The sequence below is a fragment of the Streptomyces caeruleatus genome, assembly GCF_001514235.1.
Taxonomy (GTDB): Bacteria; Actinomycetota; Actinomycetes; order Streptomycetales; family Streptomycetaceae; genus Streptomyces; species Streptomyces caeruleatus.
On sequence record NZ_KQ948941.1, the window covers coordinates 145,803 to 165,254 of the forward strand.

Below are 19,452 nucleotides of genomic sequence, written 5' to 3' on the forward strand. Positions count from 1 at the left end.
AGTCTGCCAAGGCCTCCGGCGGTTCGGCCGTACCAGGTGCGCTGCAGTTGCCCTTCTTACTGGGCTCACACCCTCACACGGCCGTCTCTCAAACGCCGGACGGGCTGGAGAGCGCCGCCAGCTGCGCCGCGAACGGCACCACCTCGGGCTCGGCCCTCTCCCTGCCGGGCAGTCCGGCCATCAGCCCCGCCAGCTCCCCCGCCGCACGCTCGATCCGCCCGTCCAGCCCTGGCGCGCCCCAGTCCTCCGAGGCGGCGTACACGCCGGTCGGGACGACCACGGCCCGCAGATGGGCGAAGAGCGGGCGCAGCGCGTGCTCCAGGACGAGGGAGTGCCGGGCCGTGCCGCCGGTCGCGGCGATCAGCACCGGCAGGCCGGCCAGCGCGTCCTTCTCGATCACGTCGAAGAACGACTTGAACAGCCCGCTGTAGGAGGCAGCGAAGACGGGTGTGACGACGATCAGGCCGTCCGCCGAGGTCACGGCGTCGAGGGCGGCGGCGAGCTTGCGTCCCGGGAACCCGTTCGTGAAGTTGTGCGCGATCTCCACCGCGAGTTCGCGCAGCTCCACGACCTCCACGTCCACCGGGTCTGCGGCGTGCCGCACCGTCGCAGCCGCCAGCCGGTCGCCCAGCAGCCTGGTCGAGGACGGGACGCTCAGCCCTGCGGACACGACGACGAGCTTCATGCGACGACCTCCTTCTGGGCGTCGGCCAGCAGGGACCGGTGGGTCGGCGCCTCCGGCACACCCGCGGGGCGTCGCGCCGCGAACTCCTTGCGCAGCACGGGTACGACCTCCTCGCCGAGCAGGTCGAGCTGCTCCAGGACGGTCTTCAGCGGCAGCCCGGCGTGGTCCATCAGGAACAGCTGGCGCTGGTAGTCACCGGCGTACTCGCGGAAGGCCAGCGTCTTCTCGACGACCTGCTGCGGGGAGCCGACGGTCAGCGGGGTCTGCTCGGTGAACTCCTCCAGCGAGGGCCCGTGCCCGTACACCGGGGCGACGTCGAAGTACGGCCGGAACTCCCGCACGGCGTCCTGGGAGTTCTTCCGCATGAACACCTGGCCGCCCAGCCCGACGATCGCCTGCTCGGGCGTGCCGTGCCCGTAGTGGGCGTACCGGGCCCGGTACAGCTCGACCATCCGCTTGGTGTGGTCGGCCGGCCAGAAGATGTTGTTGTGGAAGAACCCGTCGCCGTAGTACGCCGCCTGCTCGGCGATCTCCGGCGAGCGGATCGAGCCGTGCCAGACGAACGGCGGTACGCCGTCCAGCGGGCGGGGCGTGGACGTGAACCCTTGCAGGGGCGTACGGAACTTCCCCTCCCAGTTCACGACGTCCTCGCGCCAGAGCCGGTGCAGCAGGGCGTAGTTCTCGACGGCGAGGTTGATGCCCTGCCGGATGTCCTGCCCGAACCACGGGTAGACCGGGCCGGTGTTGCCGCGCCCCATCATGAGATCCACCCGCCCGTCGGCCAGGTGCTGGAGCATCGCGAAGTCCTCGGCGATCTTCACCGGGTCGTTCGTGGTGATCAGCGTGGTGGAGGTGGAGAGGATCAGCTTCTCCGTGCGGGCCGCGATGTAGCCGAGCATCGTCGTCGGCGAGGACGGCACGAACGGCGGGTTGTGGTGCTCGCCGGTCGCGAAGACGTCGAGGCCGACCTCCTCGGCCTTCAGCGCGATGGCGACCATGGCCTTGATGCGCTCGCGCTCGGTCGGCGTACGGCCGGTCGTCGGGTCCGGCGTGACGTCGCCGACGCTGAAGATCCCGAACTGCATGGTCGCTCACCCTCCAGATTGTTGACCGTTCAACTATACCTCGTGAACGGTGAGCGCCCCACGACTATTCCGCCTCGGCTCACCCCTTCCAGTGCGGGTCCCGCCCGGTCCGCGCCAGCAGCCGCTCGAACCCCGGCGCACCCTCCGCCACCGGCACGGGGTCCCCGAACACGCCCATCCTCCGGGCCGTCGGCGCCAGCTCCTCGACCGCGCCCGCCAGCTGCTCGACGACCGGCGCCGCCGCCTCCCCCAGCCGGTACTCCCGGCCCGTGGCCCGCGCCAGATCCCACACGTGGACGGTCAGATCGAGCAACGCCATCGAACCGACGAGCCGCGCCGGCATGCTCATGGCGCCGGTGACGCCGTCCTCCGCGCCGGGCACGGACCAGGCCGCCACCAGCTTGTCGATCTCCTCCACGAGCCGCTCGCGCCAGTCCGCCCCCGCGCCCACGCGATCGGGCGTCTCGGTGAAGTCGGAGGCCTCCTTCGCGGCCAGCCTCTGGAACTGCACGACCACCTGGAAAAGGTGGTTGACCAGGGTCTTCACGTCGTACTCGGCACACGGCGTGGGAGCGGCGAGCGCCTCGTCGGGCAGGGCCCGCACCACCGGAACGGCCCGTTCCCTCGCCATGCCCAGCAGCTCACCGATGCCGTAGTCGACCTCGTGCCCGGTCCCGGTCCCGGTCCCGGTCCCGGTCCCGTTCGCGTGCTCGTGCTCGTGCTCGTGCTCGTGCTCGTGCTCGTGCTCGTGCTCGTTCGCATGCTCGTTCGTCTTCGCGCTCTTCGTGTCCATACCCCGACCGTAGGGACGCAGAGGCCTGCCCTTCTTGAAGAAACGCGACGTACGATCCGGCCATGGAGGCACCCCGCCAGGACACCCGCGGGATCGTCGACCCGTCCGGGCTGCTGAACCGCGTGCGGTTCCGCCGGCACGAGCCCGCCGAGCCGCTGCGCCGGTACGTCGAGCGGTACTGGCTGATCGACTGGGACCTGCCCGCCCCCTACGCCTCCCACATCGTCCCGCACCCGGCCGTCAACCTCACCTTCCAGTGGGACGAGGCCGAAGGCGAGCCGTACGCCGAGGTCACCGGGGTCGCGCTCGGCCTCTACACCCGGAAGCTGACCGGCCGGGGACGGGTCTGCGGGGTGAAGTTCCGGCCCGGCGGCTTCCGGCCGTACGCCCCCGAGGCGCCGGTCTCCCGCTGGACGGGGCGCGCCCTGCCCGCCGTGGAGGTGTTCCCGCAGGCCACGAGCGACGCCGCCCGCGCGATCGTCACCCCCGCCGAAGACCACGACCGGGTGGCCGCCCTCGACGCCTTCCTCCTCGCCCTCCCCCGCACCCCGGACCCGCAGGCCGACCTCGCCACCGCCCTCGTCCGACACATCCGCACCGACCGCACCGTCCGCCGCGTCGGCGACTTCGCCCAGGCACAGGGCCTGTCGGTGCGGGCGCTGCAACGGCTCTTCTCGGCCTACGTCGGGGTCAGCCCCAAGTGGTGCGTCCTGCGCTACCGCATCCACGAGGCCCTGGAACTCGCCGGCACCCGCACCGACGTCGACTGGGCCACCCTCGCCGCCGAGCTCGGCTACGCCGACCAGGCCCATCTGGTACGGGACTTCACGGCGACGGTGGGGGTACCGCCGACGGCGTACGCGGCGGAGGCGGCAAGCGGGGGTTGAGCGGGCTGGACGGGCCCTAGGGCACCAGCACCAGCCGCCCCCGCACCCCGCCCTCGTCCAGCCGCGCATGCGCCTTCGCGGCCTCGTCCAGCGGGAACGTCTCGGCCACCCGGGTCGTCAGCACCCCGTCGTCCACCAGCCGCACCAGCTCCGCCAGCCGTGCCCCGTCGGCGCTCACCTCGACCGCACCGGTCCACACGCCCCGCACGGACGCGGGCTGGGCCTGCGGAATGACGCCGACGTACCGGCCCCCGTCCCGCACCCACGCGAGCGCGGGCTCACCGAGGACGGCGGCGTCGAGCACGCGGTCGAAGCTCCGCCCGGCGACGGCACCGCTCGTGAAGGTCCCGGCCCCCAGGGACCGTACGAACTCCTCGTCCCCCTCCCGCGCCAGCCCGGTCACCGCGATCCCCCGGCGCGCGGCGAGCTGCACGGCGTACGCCCCGACCGCCCCGGCCGCACCCGTCACCAGCAGCGACCGGTCCGGCGTCACCTCCAGCAGATCCAGGGCCTGCGCGGCGGTCAGCGCGTTCAGCGGCAGCGTCGCCGCGTGGACGGCGTCCACCGTGGTCGGCGCCTTCGCGACGGCGTCCGTCGGGACGACCACGTACTCGGCGTGGGTGCCGAGCGGCTTGACCATGCCGTAGTCCAGGGCGACCACCTGGTCCCCGACGCTCCAGGAGCTGGCCACCCCCACCGCGTCCACCGTCCCGGCCACGTCCCAGCCGAGCCCGATCCGCTTGCCCGCTCCCCCGAAGACCCCGGCCCGCACGCCCGCGTCCACGGGGTTCAGCGCGGCCGCCTCGACCTTGATCCGCACCTGACGGGCGCCGGGCTCCGGTGTCCCGGCCTCCACGACCTCCACCTTCTCCGGCCCACCGAACGAGTCCACCACAACAGCACGCACGACTGTCTCCTTGGTTGTCAGCCTCCGGGATGTCCTCCCGTTCCCTGCCGACAACCCTAGGAAGAGTTACTATCCAGGAGTAAGTAGTTACCTGGGAGTGCGTACCTACCCCGGAGGTGAGCCATGGCGACCATGACGGCCGCCCAGCGCCGCGAGCAGGCCCGTGTCGAGTACGACGCGTTCCTCAAGAGCTGCCCCACCAACCAGCTCCTGGACCGCATCAGCGACAAGTGGGTCAGCCTCGTCGTCTCCGCCCTGGCCCCCGGCCCCCTGCGCTACAGCGACCTCGGCCGCAAGATCGCCGGGGTCAGCCCCAAGATGCTGACCCAGACCCTGCGCTCCCTGGAACGCGACGGCCTGCTCGACCGCACCGTCACCCCGTCCGTCCCGGTCCGCGTCGACTACGAGCTCACCGCCCTCGGCCAGAACCTCGCCCTGCTGCTGACCGCCGTGAAGGACTGGGCGGAGACCCACTTCGACGAGGTCCGCGAGGCCCGCGAGCGCTACGACACCGAGGGCGCCGACAGCTGACCGCGCGGTGTCCCCGCAGCGCCGACAGCTGCCCGCGCGGTGTCCCCGCAGCGGGGACGGCGGAGGGGCGGCAGAGGGGGCGGGGGTCAGAAGTGGTACTCGTCCCCCGTGTCGAGCAGCAGCACCCGCTGCCCGCCGCTGCGCAGCGTGCCGTCCACCGGCCCGCCTCTCCACACGGTGTCGAACTCCACCAGCACCTCCGAGGGCGCGTCCCGCAGCCGTACCCGCAGAGCGACCGGTTCCCCCACCCCGCCCGCGTCCAGCGCCCCGACCCCGCACCACACGACCCGTTTCCCGGCCCGCGCACACCCCTGCGGCAGCTCCTGCCGGTCCGCCAGCGGCTCCGACCAGCGCATCCGGACCATCGCCGTCGCGTCCGGCACGGTGCCCTGTCCGGTCCGGCGCGGCGTGAAACGCACGTCGACGCGGTCGCCGGTCAGGACAGCGGATCCGTGATAGGTCAGTTCCGCCTCGGGGCCGCCGAGTCGGCCGGCCGCTGCCGCCTCCGGAGCCACCCCGCCCACCACCGCCACCACGGCGGCCCCGCACACCGCAGCAACCCGCATCCGCCGCATAACGTCCGCTCCTCGCTCCGCCACCGTGATCGCCACCGTGATCGCCACCGTGATCGCCACCGTGGTCGTAGGGGGATGTATCCCACGCGGAGCGAGCCGCAGGCGCCGTCCAACAGGTGACGCGGAGGCCCGGACCAGGGCGTGCGAAGCTGGCCGCCATGCTCATCCTCCGCTCGGCCGCCCTGTTCGCCGTCGCCGCCCTCTTCGAGATCGGCGGCGCCTGGCTGATCTGGCAGGGCGTACGCGAACACCGCGGCTGGCTGTGGATCGGCGCGGGCGTCATGGCCCTCGGCGCCTACGGCTTCGTCGCCACGCTGCAGCCCGACGCCGACTTCGGCCGCATCCTCGCCGCGTACGGCGGTGTCTTCGTCGCCGGTTCGCTGGCCTGGGGCATGGTCGCGGACGGCTATCGCCCGGACCGCTGGGACGTCACGGGCGCACTGATCTGTCTCGCGGGCATGGCGGTGATCATGTACGCCCCGCGAGGAAACTGACCGGAGTCCGGAGAGCGGTTCAGGTGGGCGGCAGCAGCCCCAACTGCCCCAGGAACTCCATCTCGTCGAAGTAGAGCCGGTAGTCGACGATGTGCCCGCTGTCGTCCACGGTGGCGAAGTCCACCCCGCGGATGCTGATCTCCTTCTGCGTCGGCGCCATCGTCTCGCCGGTCGGCAACTGGATCGGCCCCGTGTTGCGGCCCCGGAAGATCCCCTCGTCGATGGCCGTGTTGCCGACCTCGTAGGAGTGCACCGACTCGTACGAACCGTCGGGAACCGCCTCGGTCATCTGACGCCAGTACCCGACGATGTCCTCCCGCCCGTGCAGCTCGCCACCGTCGGGGGTGACGGCGACCGCGTCCTGGGCGTAGAGCTCGGCGATGGCCTTCGGGTCCGCCGTGGTGATCGCCGCGGTGAGCCGGTCCATGACCTCACGCGCCTGTCCCATGATCCGCCTCCCTTGCCGGAGGATCACCCACCTCATTCTCCCACCGCCGCCCCGGATCGGCCGCCCGCCTATCCTGGCCGGACAGTCTCCCGACTGGCCCGACGCTCTGGACCCGAACCGCATGAGGAGCAGCCATGCCCACCGCCGCACCGTCCGCCGCCTCCCGCATCGCCGTCGTCACCGGTGCGAGCAGCGGAATCGGCGCCGCCACGGCACGCCGGCTCGCCGCGGCCGGCTACCGGGTCGTCCTCACCGCCCGCCGCAAGGACCGCGTCGAGGCGCTGGCGGAGGAGATCAACGCGGCCGGCCACTCGGCCGCGGCGTACCAGCTGGACGTGACGGACCGGGCCGCGGTCGACGAGTTCGCGACGGCCTTCAAGACGATCGGCGTCCTCGTCAACAACGCCGGCGGCGCCCTGGGCGCCGACCCGGTCGCGACCGGCGACCCGGCCGACTGGCGCACGATGTACGAGACCAACGTCATCGGCACCCTGAACCTCACCCAGGCCCTGCTGCCCAAGCTGGAGGCGAGCGGCGACGGCACCGTGGTCGTGGTCTCCTCCACCGCCGGCCACGGCACCTACGAGGGCGGCGCCGGCTATGTCGCCGCCAAGCACGGCGCCCACGTCCTCGCCGAGACGCTCCGCCTGGAGATCGTCGGCCGGCCGGTGCGCGTCATCGAGATCGCGCCCGGCATGGTGAAGACCGACGAGTTCGCCCTGACCCGCTTCGCCGGCGACACGGACAAGGCGCAGAAGGTCTACGAGGGTGTCGCCGAGCCCCTCACGGCCGACGACGTGGCCGACACCATCGCCTGGACGGTCACCCGTCCCAGCCACGTCAACATCGACCTCCTGGTCGTCCGCCCCCGCGCCCAGGCGTCCAACACGAAGGTCCACAGGGAGCTGTAGTGACGGACGACGGCCGCAAGGAGCCGCACAACGAACGCCAGATGTGGTGGTGGCTCGGCTACTTCCTCTTCGGCATCCACATCGTGGCGTTCGTGATGATCTACGCGGTGACGCACGCGCCGAAGTGACGGCGGACGGCTGACGGCGGACGGCTGACGGCCCGCCAAGAGGCCGTCAGCCCTTCACGCACACCACCTGCTTCAGCTTCGCCACGACCTCCACGAGGTCCCGCTGCTGTTCGATGACCTGCTCGATCGGCTTGTAGGCGCCCGGGATCTCGTCCACGACACCGGAGTCCTTACGGCACTCCACGCCCCGCGTCTGCTCCTCCAGGTCCTTCGTCGAGAACCGCCGCTTGGCCGCGTTACGGCTCATGCGCCGACCCGCGCCGTGCGAGGCCGAGTTGAAGGACTTCGGGTTCCCGAGGCCCTTCACGATGTACGAACCCGTGCCCATGGAGCCCGGGATGATGCCGTACTCGCCGGAGCCGGCCCGGATCGCGCCCTTGCGGGTGACGAGCAGGTCCATGCCCTCGTAGCGCTCCTCGGCCACGTAGTTGTGGTGCGCGCTGATCTCGGCCTCGAAGGTCGGCCTGGCCTTCTTGAACTCCTTGCGGACCACGTCCTTCAGGAGCGCCATCATGATCGTGCGGTTGTACTTGGCGTACTCCTGCGCCCAGAACAGGTCGTTGCGGTACGCCGCCATCTGCGGGGTGTCCGCCACGAAGACGGCGAGGTCGCGGTCGACCAGGTTCTGGTTGTGCGGGAGCTTCTGGGCCACGCCGATGTGGTGCTCGGCGAGTTCCTTGCCGATGTTGCGGGAACCGGAGTGCAGCATCAGCCAGACGGCACCGGTCGTGTCCGTGCAGACCTCCACGAAGTGGTTGCCGCCGCCGAGCGTCCCCATCTGCTTCCCGGCGCGCTCCGCACGGAACTTGACCGCTTCCGCGACCCCGTCGAACCGCCCCCAGAAGTCGTCCCACCCGGCGGTGGCGAACCCGTGCATCCGACCCGGATCCACCGGGTCGTCATGCATCCCCCGCCCCACCGGAATCGCCTGCTCGATCTTCGACCGCAGCCGCGACAGGTCCCCCGGCAGGTCGTTCGCCGTGAGCGACGTCCGCACCGCCGACATCCCGCACCCGATGTCCACCCCGACCGCGGCGGGACACACAGCACCCCGCATCGCGATGACGGACCCCACCGTCGCGCCCTTGCCGTAGTGGACGTCCGGCATGACCGCCAGACCCTTGATCCACGGCAGGGTCGCGACGTTGCGCAGCTGCTGCAGGGCGCCTTCCTCGACCGTCGCGGGATCGGTCCACATACGGATCGGAACCTTCGCGCCCGGCATCTCCACGTACGACATATCGTCCTCTATCCCCCGGAAATCACATACAAGTCTGAAATCGCAAAACCGGCGCCAGGGTCGATGAAAAGGGACAACGGACCGGCGTTCACGGCAGTGCGTGCGATACACATTGTCTCCAGGGGTCGCCCCCGCCCGGCAAGCGAATAACCAGCGGGGACACCCACAGACCGGCAACGTGCCGAGCACCCGGCACCGTCGAGAGGAGCCTGACCGTGCAGCGGAAGGCGTATGTATCCGGCGTCGCCGCGCTCCTCGTGGCGCTGCTGGCCGGCTGCACCGGCAGTTCCGACGACGGCGGCACGACCGACGACTCCAACCCGGGCGACGCCGGTACGGCGACGGCGGCGGCCGAGCCCGGCCGGTACGCCACGCTGCCCGAGCCGTGCGGTGCCGCCGGCCAGGAGATGCTCGACCTGCTGCTGCCCGGCATCAAGCAGCTGACGGACGAGGACCAGCGCGAGAAGGCGTACGAGGGCACGCCGACGATCACCTATGACACCGACCGCAAGGCCGGTTGCCGTTGGAAGGCCGAGTCGGCCGACGCCACGGACCGTCTGTCCGTCGACTTCTCGCGTGTGGTGTCGTACGACACGGCGGTCAGCGACGACAGCGAGGCGGAGCAGCTGTTCGCGGCCCGGCAGGAGAAGGCCGACCTGCCCGAGCCGACGAGCTCCGGGAGCGACGACGAGGGCACTGCCTCCGCCGACCCGAGCGGCTCGCTCTCCTCTTCGGCCTCGCCCTCGACGTCCGCGTCCTCTTCCTCCCCTTCGCCCTCTTCGTCGCCTTCGTCTTCGTCTTCCGACTCCTCCTCCACTCCGTCCGACGGCACGACCCCGGCCGAGCTCCAGCCCCGCGTCCTCGACGACCTCGGCGACGAGGCGTTCCTCGACGACGAGCTGAGCAGCTCCGGTTCGACGGCTCAGCAGCGCACGGTGACTGTGGCGTTCCGCACGTCCAACGTGATCGTGACGATCGAGTACGAGGAGCAGCCGGCGACCGTCGGCGCGGTCCCGGACAGTGCGGAAATGCAGGACAGGGCGCGGAAACTGGCGGCACAACTGGCCGACGCGCTGGCGGAGTAGCGCCCCTCGGTCACCCCGGTACGCCCGAGTGCGACGTAACCGAAACGAGACCACACACCTTCTTCACCGCGTACCGTGGCCCCTCGGACCCGATCCGACCGCAGGAACCACGAGTGTCAGTCATGAGTGAAGGAACCATGCAGCGAGCAGCAGAGCGTAAGCAGCGGAACCGGCGCGACCAGGGCGAGCAGCGGATGAGGGGCGGTCTGCACCGCGTCCTTGTCGGTGCGGCCGTCGTCCCGGTGATGCTGGTCGCCGCGGGCTGTTCCTCGGACTCCGGTTCGGACGACGGGGCCGGTGACAGCGCGAAGTCCTCGTCGGCGTCCGCGGCGGCGTCCGCGAGTCCGTCGCCGACCGTGCAGGCGGCCGCGTACAACTCGCTTCCCGAGCCGTGCACGGTGCTGACGAAGAAGACGCTCAAGGACCTGGTCCCGGAGGCGAAGTCCGGCAAGGCGGGCACTTCGGACGAGGCGGGCACACGCGGCTCGTGCTCCTGGAGCAGCCTGGACAACAACGGCGTGAAGGGCTCGCAGTTCCGCTGGCTCAACACCTCCCTGCTGCGCTTCGACTCGAACGTCTCGCGCGGCTCGGGCGAGAAGCAGGCGCGGGAGTACTTCGAGACGCAGGTCCAGGACGCCCGTTCGGTGGACGGCGCGAAGAACGCGAAGTCGGAGCCGGTCGCCGGGGTGGGCGACGAGGCGACGGCGGTGCGCTACGACCTGAAGAAGAAGGAGGGCTCCTTCAAGCAGGTCACGGTCGTGGCCCGGGTCGAGAACGTCGTGGTCACGGTCGACTACAACGGCGCCGGTTTCGCCGGGGACAAGACGCCGAGCGCGGACACCCTGAACAAGCTGGCGCAGAAGGCGGCCAAGGAGGCGGTGGCCTCGGTGACGAAGGCGAACGGCAGCGGCGGCGGCTCCGCGGGCACGCCGAGCAGCGCCCCGTCGAAGTCGGCGTCGAAGTCCCCTTCGAAGTCCCCCTCCGGGAGCCCCTCGAAGGCGGCGTCCGCCTCCCCCTCCGAGTCAGCGTCGAAGAAGAGCTGACCGTCACACCTGCCCCACCCCTGCGTCACAACGCGCAGCTCAGCCATGCGTGTTCCACGAGCCCGGCTCCCCTCGGGGACCGGGCTCGTGCCGTACGTGAATCCGTACGACGCACAGATGTGCCACCCTGTTGCGCGCAACAACATGCACTGGGAGGGGAGTACGAGTGGCCGGGCCACCGCAGCTGACTCGAACGCACCGCATTCTCATCGGTGTGGTCGTTTTCGGCGCCGTGATCATCGCCGGCATCGGCTTCGCCGGTTCTTACGCGGCTGTCCGCGAGCTGGCCATCCAGAAGGGCTTCGGGAACTTCAGTTATGTCTTCCCGATCGGCATCGACGCGGGCATCTGCGTCCTGCTCGCCCTCGACCTTCTCCTGACGTGGATCCGCATCCCGTTCCCGCTGCTGCGCCAGACGGCGTGGCTGCTGACGGCGGCGACGATCGCCTTCAACGGCGCGGCGGCCTGGCCGGACCCGCTGGGTGTGGGTATGCACGCCGTGATCCCGATCCTGTTCGTGGTGTCGGTGGAGGCGGCCCGGCACGCGATCGGCCGCATAGCGGACATCACGGCCGACAAGCACATGGAGGGCGTCCGCCTCACCCGCTGGCTGCTCTCCCCCCTGCCGACGTTCCTGCTGTGGCGCCGGATGAAGCTGTGGGAGCTGCGCTCCTACGAGCAGGTCATCAAGCTGGAGCAGGAGCGGCTGGTCTACCAGGCCCGGCTGCGCTCCCGCTTCGGCCGGGCGTGGCGGCGCAAGGCACCGGTGGAGTCGCTGATGCCGCTGCGGCTGGCCCGCTACGGGGTGCCGCTGGCGGAGACGGCCCCGGCGGGCCTGGCGGCGGCGGGCATCGAGCCGGCGCTGCTGCCGCCGGCGCCGAAGCAGGTGCTGGACGTGACTCCGGCGCCCGTACCCCGGCAGGCGACGCCTCCCGGCGAGCCGCGCCCGGAGCTGGTCGCCACGCCCGACCAGGAGCAGCCGGAACAGCCGGAACAGCCGGAGCAGCCGGAGTACGTGCAGGACTGGTTCAACACTCCGCGCAACGTGGAGTACCAGGGCGGCTACGACCCGGCGTACAACACTCAGGAACAGTACGACCAGTGGTACCAGGAGCAGCTCCAGGCGGAGCAGTACCAGGAGCAGTTCCAGGAAGAGCCGCCCGCCCAGGAGCCGTCCCCGGAGGACACCGGCACCTTCCCGATCCCCGTGAGCCCCAACCGCACCCGCCAGCTCGGCGAGGGCGGCGGCGCCCCGGAGCCGACCGAGGACGACTACTACCTGGTCTTCAAGAAGTCGATAGGCGGCACCGGTTACCCGACCCCGCGCGAGTTCAGCGAGAACGTAGAGGCGGAGTTCGGGACCGCACTCCTGCCGGAAGAGGCCAAGCGGATGGCCACCCGGTTCACGAACCTCTACAACGCGGAACTGGAAGAGAACCACATCGCCTGACACGCAGCAGAAAGGGGCCCTCACCCGAGGGCCCCTTTCGCGTACCGCTTACTCTCTCACTCGCTCACTCACCGAGCAGGCGCCGTACCCGCTCCTGCCCCACCGCCAGCAGCAGCGTGGGCAGCCGCGGCCCCGTGTCCCGCCCGACCAGCAGGTGGTACAGCAGGGCGAAGAACGACCTCTGCGCGGTCTTGATCTCCGGCGGCAGCTCCTTGGGCGTGGCGTCCGCGGAGAACCCGGCCTGCACCTTGGGCACGCCGTACACGAGGTGGGTCAGCCCGTCCGGCGACCAGTGCGACTCCAGCCCGTCGAGCAGGAGCCGCAGCGACTGCTGGGAGGCCTCGTCGAGGGACTTCAGCAGCTCGGCGTCGGCCTCGTCCCGCACGATGGTCCGCTGGTCGGCGGGCACCTGCGTGTTGATCCACGCCTCGGCCTTGTCGTACCGGGGACGGGCCTCGTCCAGCGCGCCCAGCGGGTTCTCCGGGTCCAGCTCGGAGAGGATCCGCAGGGCCTGGTCCTGGTGTCCGGCGGTGATGTCGGCGACGGAGGCGAGCGTCCGGTACGGCAGCGGCCGCGCCGTACGCGGCAGCTCACCGCCCGCCGTGCGCACCGCGCGCGAGTGCGCGGCGACGTCGGCGGGCAGCGCGGAGCCGTCCGCGACCTTCGCGTCCAGCTTGTCCCACTCGTCGTAGAGCCGCTGGATCTCCTGGTCGAAGGCGATCTTGAAGGACTGGTTGGGCCGGCGTCGGGCGTAGAGCCAGCGCAGCAGCTGCGGCTCCATGATCTTCAGCGCGTCGGCAGGCGTGGGAACCCCACCCCGCGAGGACGACATCTTCGCCATGCCGCTGATCCCCACGAAGGCGTACATGGGCCCGATGGGCTGCTTGCCGCCGAAGATCCCGACGATCTGCCCACCGACCTGGAAGGAGGATCCGGGCGACGAGTGGTCGACCCCGCTGGGCTCGAACACGACCCCCTCGTAGGCCCACCGCATGGGCCAGTCCACCTTCCAGACCAGCTTGCCGCGGTTGAACTCGTTCAGCCGGACGGTCTCCGAGAAGCCGCACTCGTTGCAGGTGTACGACAGCTCGGTGGTGTCGTCGACGTAGGAGGTGACGGTGGTCAGGTCCTTCTCGCAGTTGCCGCAGTACGGCTTGTACGGGAAGTACCCGGCCGACCCGGAGCTCCCGTCGTCCTCGGCGGCCGCCCCCGACCCCTCGGCGGCCTCCAGCTCGGCCTCGTCGACCGGCTTCTGCGACTTCTTGGCGCCGCCCTTCGGCTTGGTCCGGTACTGCGCGAGAACGGCGTCGATGTCACCGCGGTGCTTCATCGCGTGCAGGACCTGCTCGCGGTAGACGCCCGAGGTGTACTGCGCCGTCTGGCTGATCCCGTCGAACTCCACGCCCAGCTCGGCGAGCGCCTCGACCATGGCGGCCTTGAAGTGCTCGGCCCAGTTCGGGTACGCCGACCCCGCAGGCGCCGGCACGGACGTCAGCGGCTTGCCGATGTGCTGGAGGTGGCTCTCGTCGGAGACGCCCTCGATGCCCTTGGGCACCTTGCGGTAGCGGTCGTAGTCGTCCCAGGAGATCAGGTGCCGGACCTCGCGCCCGCGCCGCCGGATCTCGTCGGCGACCAGGTGCGGGGTCATGACCTCGCGCAGATTGCCCAGGTGGATGGGCCCCGACGGCGACAGCCCGGACGCGACGACGACCGGTTTGCCCGGGGCCCGACGCTCCGACTCCTCGATGACCTCATCCGCGAAACGGGAGACCCAGTCGGTGGTCTCGGTGCTCTGAGCCACGATCGGCACGTCCTTCTTTCTCCAGGGCAGCCAGCACGGTCAAAAGGGCTGCGCCCCAAGTCTAGGCGGCGCAGCCGCCTGTCCAGGGGCGCGGGGAACTGCGCGGCCGGCCCCCACGGGCCCGCACCCGGCAAAGCACAGCACACCACCCGAGCTCGTCGCCCGCGAAATTGGCTTTACCCCCCATGGGATACTGACCACGTCTACCAATCCACGAGGAGAACGGCTCCCACCCCATGACCTCGGTCACGTCGCTCACCGCTCAAGTCCAGCAGCGTCTCGCGAACGCCCTCACGGCCACCCGGCCGGAGGCCGACGCGGACCCGCTGCTCCGACGCAGCGACCGCGCCGACTTCCAGGCCAACGGGATCCTCGCCCTCGCCAAGAAGGCCAAGTCCAACCCCAGGGACCTGGCGACCGAGGTCGTCGGCAACATCGTCACCGGTGACGTCATCAAGGACGTCGAGGTCTCCGGCCCCGGCTTCCTCAACATCACCGTCGCCGACCGGGCCATCACCGAGAACCTCGCCGCCCGGCACGCGGACTCCGACCGCCTCGGCGTACCGCTGAAGGACGACGCGGGCATCACGGTCGTCGACTACGCCCAGCCGAACGTGGCCAAGGAGATGCACGTCGGCCACCTGCGCTCCGCCGTCATCGGCGACGCCCTGCGCGGCATGCTCGACTTCACCGGCGAGCAGACGATCGGCCGGCACCACATCGGCGACTGGGGCACCCAGTTCGGCATGCTCATCCAGTACCTGTTCGAGCACCCGGGCGAGCTGGCCCCGCCCGAGGACGTCGACGGCGAGCAGGCCATGTCGAACCTGAACCGGGTCTACAAGGCCTCGCGTGCGTTCTTCGACGCGGACGACGAGTTCAAGGAGCGGGCGCGCAAGCGGGTCGTCGCCCTCCAGTCCGGCGACAAGGAGACCCTCCAGCTGTGGCAGCAGTTCGTGGACGAGTCGAAGGTCTACTTCTACTCGGTCTTCGAGAAGCTGGACATGGAGGTCCGTGACGAGGAGATCGTCGGCGAGTCCGCGTACAACGAGGGCATGCCCGAGACGGCCCGCCTCCTGGAGGAGATGGGCGTCGCGGTCCGCTCCGAGGGCGCGCTCGTCGTCTTCTTCGACGACATCCGCGGCAAGGACGACCAGCCGGTCCCGCTGATCGTGCAGAAGGCCGACGGCGGCTTCGGCTATGCGGCCTCGGACCTGACGGCGATCCGCAACCGCGTCGTCGACCTGCACGCGACGACGCTGCTGTACGTCGTGGACGTACGCCAGTCGCTGCACTTCAAGATGGTCTTCGAGACGGCCCGCCGGGCCGGCTGGCTGGGCGACGACGTCACCGCGCACAACATGGGCTACGGCACGGTGCTGGGCGCGGACGGCAAGCCGTTCAAGACGCGTGAGGGCGAGACCGTACGGCTGGAGGACCTGCTGGACGAGGCCGTGCAGCGGGCCGCCGAGGTCGTACGGGAGAAGGCGCAGGACCTCACCGAGGACGAGATCCAGGAGCGGGCCGCGCAGGTCGGCATCGGTGCCGTGAAGTACGCGGACCTGTCGACGTCGCCGAACCGCGACTACAAGTTCGACCTGGACCAGATGGTCTCGCTGAACGGCGACACGTCCGTGTACCTCCAGTACGCGTACGCCCGTATCCAGTCGATCCTGCGCAAGGCGGGCGAGACGAAGCCGGCCGCGCACCCGGAGCTCGGACTGCACGCGGCGGAACGGGCGCTCGGCCTGCACCTGGACGCGTTCGGCGACACGGTCTTCGAGGCGGCCGCGGAGTACGCCCCGCACAAGCTGGCCGCGTACCTGTACCAGCTGGCGTCGCTGTACACGTCGTTCTACGACAAGTGCCCGGTGCTGAAGGCGGACACGTCGGAGCAGGTGGAGAACCGTCTGTTCCTGTGCGACCTGACGGCCCGGACCCTCCACCGGGGCATGGCCCTGCTGGGCATCCGGACGCCCGAGCGGCTCTGAGCGGCCGGAACCCGTACACACGCCGCGGCCCGTCCTCTCCCCCGTGGGAGGACGGGCCGCGGCGTGTGTACGGTCGGCAGGCCGGCTCAGCAGCCGCTGCCGTTGAACTTCCAGAACGCGGACCTGGTCGCCGGTCCGGCGACCCCGTCCACGTCGAGGTGGTAGTCGAAGATGTCGCCGAAGAGGTTCAGGTAGCGCTGCAGCGCCCTGATCGTGTCGGGCCCGACGATTCCGTCGACGGTGCCGGCGTTGTGGCCCCGGGCGTTGAGGAAGCGCTGCGCCGCCTTCCAGCTGTTGGTGCCCAGCTGTCCGTCGATCGTGCCGGGGCTGTAGCCCCGGTCGCGCAGCCAGCACTGCCAGTTCTTGGCCCGCTCCGTGTTCAGACCGAGGTTGTTCACCGCGAGGATGGTGACCTCGGACTTCACGGCCGGCTTCGCGTCCTGCGCCGCGAAGCTGGTGCCCGCGGTCGCGAGGCCTCCGGCGGCGAGGCCGACGACGGCGCTGACGCTGACGAGGGTCCTGGTCCAGACATTCGGTCGCATACGTTTCCCTCTCGATGTCGGTCGGGCGGCGGTCCGTGCCGCCTGGCTGGCGATACGAGAGTGCGGGGCCGGCGGCGAGGGTGGCCACGATCGCCTCGGAAGTGACGTCATCGCGGGATGTCCCACGCCCTGACCTGCGTGGACGTCATCCGCGGGGACGCCGCGACGGGACGCCGGTGAGGGGGCGATGGCCGATTCCGTACGCGTGCGGGAACCCGCTTCCGCTGTGGGCCGTGGATGCTGTTGCAGAATGCGACCGGGGCCGGCCCGCTGACCGACGGACCGAGCGCCCGGACCGTGAACGCGTGTGGGGGGAACATGTCGCGTTGGGCAGCGCTGCCCGCGGAACTGGATCCGCGTGTGCGGCAGTTGGTGGTGCGCTTACGCCGGCTGAAGGACCACAGCGGGCTGAGCCTGCGGCAGCTCGCGGCGCGGACCGGGTACAGCGAGAAGTCATGGGAGCGCTATCTGGGCGGCAGGTCGCTTCCGCCCGCGGAGGCCGTCGAGGCGCTGGCCCGGGCGACGGGCGAGGATCCGACCCGCCTGCTGGCGCTGCACGAGGTCGCCACGGAGACGTGGGGCAACAGACGCGCGGAGCCGCCCCCCGAAACCACCGAGACCCCTGAGACCACCGAGACCCCTGAGACCACCGAGACCACCGAGACCACCGGAGCCCCGGCCCCCGGGACCACCGAGCGGCACTCGCCCGGCCGTTCGCTGCGCGTCGCGCTCGCGGCGGGGGCCGTGGCCCTGGTCCTGGCCGTCGCCACGGCGGTTCTCCTCGTCGTACGACTGAGTGGCGAGACGGCGGAACCACCTACGGCCTCCCTCGCGGCGACCGCCGCCCCGGCCGCCACGCCGCCGGCCGCCTCGGCCCCGCCGTCAAAACCCCCGTACACCTGCCGTGTCGAGCGGATCGACGGCCGCTGGTTCGCGGGCCTCAGCCGCACCGAGGGCGCCATCCTGGCGAACGGCCATGCGGGGCCGGAAGTGGCCGAGGCGCAGTGTCTGCTGCGCCGGGCGGGCATCTCGCCGGGCGGCATCGACGGGATCTTCGGTCCGATGACGGAGCGCGCGGTCAGGCGGGTGCAGCAGCGGGCCGGTCTCGTCGTGGACGGCATCATCGGGCCGCACACCTGGAAGGCCCTGCGCCGATGACGGCGCCGTCCCCGGAGCGGGCCCGACTGGCCGCGGCACTGCGGGAGTTGAAGGGGCGGACCGGCCTGAGCCTGGCCGCCCTCGCGGCGAAGACCGCGTTCAGCAAGTCGTCCTGGGACCGCTATCTCAACGCCCGGACACTCCCTCCGCGCGACGCCGTCCAGGAGCTGTGCCGCCTCGCCGGTGAGCCGGACGGGCGCTGTGTGGCGCTGTGGGAGATCGCGGAGTCGGAGGGCAGCGGACGGGCGACGGAGAAGGCACCCGCGTCTCCGGAAGACCTGCCCCCGGGCGGGGGCGCCATCGACGACGGCTCCGTGCGGCGCAGCGCGACCCTCGTGGCGGTGCTCGCGTCGGTGTGCGCCGTGGCCGTCGGGGGCGTCGCCGCGGTGGCCCTTGTGCTGCCGCACCGGGACGGCGAGCCTCGCGCTTCGCTGTCGCCGCCCCCGGCCACGGCCGGACCGCGCTGCCAAGGGGAGGTCTGCGAGGGCAAGAGCGCCATGCAGATGAAGTGCGCGGGCGGCCCGCAGACCCTCGCCGCGCACCGGACCGCCTCCGGCGCCTGGATGGAACTGCGCTACAGCCGTGAGTGCGGGACGAGTTGGGCCCGAATGTGGGCGACACACATAGGCGACCGACTTGAGATGTCGGCCGGCGACAAGGCCGGCGGTTCCGGCGGCGGGGGCGTCCGCAGCGCGGAGATCGAGAACGACGTCGACGCGGACAACTACGTCTACACCCCCATGACCGCGGCCCGCCCCGGAACCGTCGTCCGGGCCTGCTTCCACCCGGTAGCGGGCGGCGGCCCGGAGTGTTTCGACAGCCGAGTGGGCGGGTGAGGCGCGTTGTCAGTGGCTGCCCCTACAGTCGCTGACATGGCGACACTTCCGAACCCTCTGCCCAGGCTCGCGTCCCTCGGACTGCGTCTGCCGCCCGGTGGCCTGGTGGACGCGACAGCCGACGGGCCGTGGCACGAGCCGCTGCTGTGGCTGTCCGACGACCGGGCGGCGCCGGGCGACTGGACCGCCCTGCGGCAGACGGCACCGGCCGTCGGCCTGCTCCCGCTCGTCCTGGACGTCGGCGCCGGTCACGGCGGCCCGCAGCTGTGGGAGTTGATGCCCGGCGAGATGTCGTACGCCGGGGATCACGACGCCGAGGAGGTGCTGGAGGAGCTCTGGGAGGAGTACGCGGACGAGGACGCGACCTGGCCCGGCCTGACGACGCCCGCCGAGGCCTCCGATGCCCCCGGCTCCCCTGAGGCCACCGCCGCCGCCCAGGACCCCGAATCCGTCGCCTCCGACATCGTGGACTCCCTCCTCGACGGCCGCGGCCCCCTCAAGGACCCCCGTCTCGCCCTCGTCCCGGCCCGCCGCAGCGCCGACATCCCCACGGCGATCGGCTGGATGGGCCCGGCGAACCACGAGCACGACACCGGCCGTCTGTCCGCGGTGCTGCGCTCCTGGGAGGACCGGTTCGGCATACGCACGGTGGCCCTCGGCTTCGACACCCTGCTGGTGTCCGTCGCCACCCCGCCCACCACCCTCGCCGACGCGGAGGCCCTGGCCGCCGAGCACTTCGCCTTCTGCCCGGACAACATCTGGCAGGGCACCGACAGCACCCTGCGCGCCTACGCCGAGAACCAGCTCCTCAACCAGCCGGCCTGGCACTTCTGGTGGGACTGACCGAGAGGCACACCCCCTA

General features: G+C 71.1%; 21 protein-coding genes. 12 read left to right on the plus strand and 9 right to left on the minus strand.

What is annotated here, in order from left to right:
* Positions 1 to 88: 88 nt before the first annotated feature.
* The 3 genes from AQJ67_RS38675 to AQJ67_RS38685 form a co-directional block, all read right to left on the minus strand.
* Entirely contained in the window at positions 89 to 685 is a 597-nt protein-coding gene (locus tag AQJ67_RS38675) for an FMN reductase (RefSeq protein WP_062724173.1), read from the minus strand.
* Entirely contained in the window at positions 682 to 1,770 is a 1,089-nt protein-coding gene (locus tag AQJ67_RS38680; protein WP_062724174.1) for an LLM class flavin-dependent oxidoreductase, read from the minus strand. The genes AQJ67_RS38675 and AQJ67_RS38680 overlap by 4 nt, the downstream gene beginning before the upstream one ends.
* Before the next feature lie 79 nt (positions 1,771 to 1,849).
* A complete protein-coding gene (locus AQJ67_RS38685; protein ID WP_062724213.1) occupies positions 1,850 to 2,401 on the minus strand; it encodes a TIGR03086 family metal-binding protein in 552 nt (183 codons plus the stop codon).
* Positions 2,402 to 2,625: 224 nt separating this feature from the next.
* Here AQJ67_RS38685 and AQJ67_RS38690 point away from each other — a divergent pair, with 224 nt between their 5' ends.
* Positions 2,626 to 3,450 carry a helix-turn-helix domain-containing protein gene (locus tag AQJ67_RS38690; RefSeq protein ID WP_062724175.1) on the plus strand — a complete coding sequence of 275 codons (825 nt, stop codon included), beginning with the start codon at positions 2,626 to 2,628 and terminating at the stop codon, positions 3,448 to 3,450.
* Positions 3,451 to 3,466: 16 nt separating this feature from the next.
* Here AQJ67_RS38690 and AQJ67_RS38695 read toward each other — a convergent pair whose 3' ends face one another.
* Positions 3,467 to 4,357 (minus strand): NADP-dependent oxidoreductase, encoded by an 891-nt coding sequence (locus tag AQJ67_RS38695; protein WP_062724176.1) that lies wholly within the window; start codon positions 4,355 to 4,357, stop codon positions 3,467 to 3,469.
* Between the two features lie 123 nt (positions 4,358 to 4,480).
* On the opposite strand from AQJ67_RS38695, the gene AQJ67_RS38700 reads away from it, so the two are divergent.
* Entirely contained in the window at positions 4,481 to 4,888 is a 408-nt protein-coding gene (locus tag AQJ67_RS38700; protein WP_062724177.1) for a winged helix-turn-helix transcriptional regulator, read from the plus strand.
* 86 nt (positions 4,889 to 4,974) lie between these two features.
* On the opposite strand, the gene AQJ67_RS38705 is transcribed toward AQJ67_RS38700, so the two are convergent.
* Positions 4,975 to 5,511, minus strand: coding sequence for a hypothetical protein (locus AQJ67_RS38705; RefSeq protein WP_341846192.1), 537 nt, complete (start codon positions 5,509 to 5,511; stop codon positions 4,975 to 4,977).
* A gap of 110 nt (positions 5,512 to 5,621) precedes the next feature.
* Between AQJ67_RS38705 and AQJ67_RS38710 the strand changes: the two genes are divergently transcribed.
* Entirely contained in the window at positions 5,622 to 5,957 is a 336-nt protein-coding gene (locus AQJ67_RS38710; protein WP_062724178.1) for a YnfA family protein, read from the plus strand.
* A 19-nt stretch (positions 5,958 to 5,976) separates the two neighbouring features.
* On the opposite strand, the gene AQJ67_RS38715 is transcribed toward AQJ67_RS38710, so the two are convergent.
* Positions 5,977 to 6,405, minus strand: a complete 429-nt coding sequence (locus tag AQJ67_RS38715) for an ester cyclase (RefSeq protein ID WP_062724179.1) — start codon at positions 6,403 to 6,405, stop codon at positions 5,977 to 5,979.
* Positions 6,406 to 6,539: 134 nt separating this feature from the next.
* On the opposite strand from AQJ67_RS38715, the gene AQJ67_RS38720 reads away from it, so the two are divergent.
* A complete protein-coding gene (locus tag AQJ67_RS38720; protein WP_062724180.1) occupies positions 6,540 to 7,316 on the plus strand; it encodes an SDR family NAD(P)-dependent oxidoreductase in 777 nt (258 codons plus the stop codon).
* Complete coding sequence (locus tag AQJ67_RS50295; RefSeq protein ID WP_279616920.1) at positions 7,316 to 7,444, plus strand: hypothetical protein; 129 nt, start codon at positions 7,316 to 7,318, stop codon at positions 7,442 to 7,444. The genes AQJ67_RS38720 and AQJ67_RS50295 overlap by 1 nt, the downstream gene beginning before the upstream one ends.
* A gap of 46 nt (positions 7,445 to 7,490) precedes the next feature.
* Here the strand turns inward: AQJ67_RS50295 and AQJ67_RS38725 are convergent, their stop codons facing one another.
* Positions 7,491 to 8,684 (minus strand): RtcB family protein, encoded by a 1,194-nt coding sequence (locus AQJ67_RS38725; protein ID WP_062724181.1) that lies wholly within the window; start codon positions 8,682 to 8,684, stop codon positions 7,491 to 7,493.
* Between the two features lie 215 nt (positions 8,685 to 8,899).
* Here AQJ67_RS38725 and AQJ67_RS38730 point away from each other — a divergent pair, with 215 nt between their 5' ends.
* From AQJ67_RS38730 to AQJ67_RS38740, 3 genes are all read left to right on the plus strand, one after another.
* The gene (locus AQJ67_RS38730; RefSeq protein WP_062724182.1) at positions 8,900 to 9,769 is read left to right on the plus strand and encodes a hypothetical protein; all 870 of its coding nucleotides are present in this window, start codon (positions 8,900 to 8,902) and stop codon (positions 9,767 to 9,769) included.
* 137 nt (positions 9,770 to 9,906) lie between these two features.
* The gene (locus tag AQJ67_RS38735) at positions 9,907 to 10,812 is read left to right on the plus strand and encodes a DUF3558 family protein (protein WP_425264216.1); all 906 of its coding nucleotides are present in this window, start codon (positions 9,907 to 9,909) and stop codon (positions 10,810 to 10,812) included.
* 166 nt (positions 10,813 to 10,978) lie between these two features.
* Positions 10,979 to 12,262 carry a DUF2637 domain-containing protein gene (locus AQJ67_RS38740; RefSeq protein WP_062724184.1) on the plus strand — a complete coding sequence of 428 codons (1,284 nt, stop codon included), beginning with the start codon at positions 10,979 to 10,981 and terminating at the stop codon, positions 12,260 to 12,262.
* Between the two features lie 64 nt (positions 12,263 to 12,326).
* Here the strand turns inward: AQJ67_RS38740 and lysS are convergent, their stop codons facing one another.
* Complete coding sequence (lysS, locus tag AQJ67_RS38745) at positions 12,327 to 14,072, minus strand: lysine--tRNA ligase (RefSeq protein WP_062724185.1); 1,746 nt, start codon at positions 14,070 to 14,072, stop codon at positions 12,327 to 12,329.
* A gap of 227 nt (positions 14,073 to 14,299) precedes the next feature.
* Between lysS and argS the strand changes: the two genes are divergently transcribed.
* Positions 14,300 to 16,054 carry an arginine--tRNA ligase gene (gene argS / locus AQJ67_RS38750; RefSeq protein WP_062724186.1) on the plus strand — a complete coding sequence of 585 codons (1,755 nt, stop codon included), beginning with the start codon at positions 14,300 to 14,302 and terminating at the stop codon, positions 16,052 to 16,054.
* Positions 16,055 to 16,140: 86 nt separating this feature from the next.
* Here the strand turns inward: argS and AQJ67_RS38755 are convergent, their stop codons facing one another.
* Positions 16,141 to 16,596: a peptidoglycan-binding domain-containing protein gene (locus AQJ67_RS38755; protein ID WP_062724187.1), complete on the minus strand. Its 456-nt coding sequence runs from the start codon at positions 16,594 to 16,596 to the stop codon at positions 16,141 to 16,143.
* A 318-nt stretch (positions 16,597 to 16,914) separates the two neighbouring features.
* On the opposite strand from AQJ67_RS38755, the gene AQJ67_RS38760 reads away from it, so the two are divergent.
* Genes AQJ67_RS38760 through AQJ67_RS38770 form a run of 3 tightly spaced genes read left to right on the plus strand, consistent with a single transcriptional unit; the run spans position 16,915 to position 19,433 of the window.
* On the plus strand, positions 16,915 to 17,754 hold the full coding sequence (locus AQJ67_RS38760; RefSeq protein ID WP_062724215.1) for a peptidoglycan-binding protein: 840 nt from the start codon (positions 16,915 to 16,917) through the stop codon (positions 17,752 to 17,754).
* A complete protein-coding gene (locus AQJ67_RS38765; protein WP_062724188.1) occupies positions 17,751 to 18,590 on the plus strand; it encodes a helix-turn-helix domain-containing protein in 840 nt (279 codons plus the stop codon). Before AQJ67_RS38760 ends, AQJ67_RS38765 begins: the two co-directional genes overlap by 4 nt.
* Positions 18,591 to 18,626: 36 nt before the next feature.
* Positions 18,627 to 19,433 (plus strand): DUF4253 domain-containing protein, encoded by an 807-nt coding sequence (locus tag AQJ67_RS38770; protein WP_062724189.1) that lies wholly within the window; start codon positions 18,627 to 18,629, stop codon positions 19,431 to 19,433.
* The last annotated feature ends 19 nt before the right edge of the window (positions 19,434 to 19,452 follow it).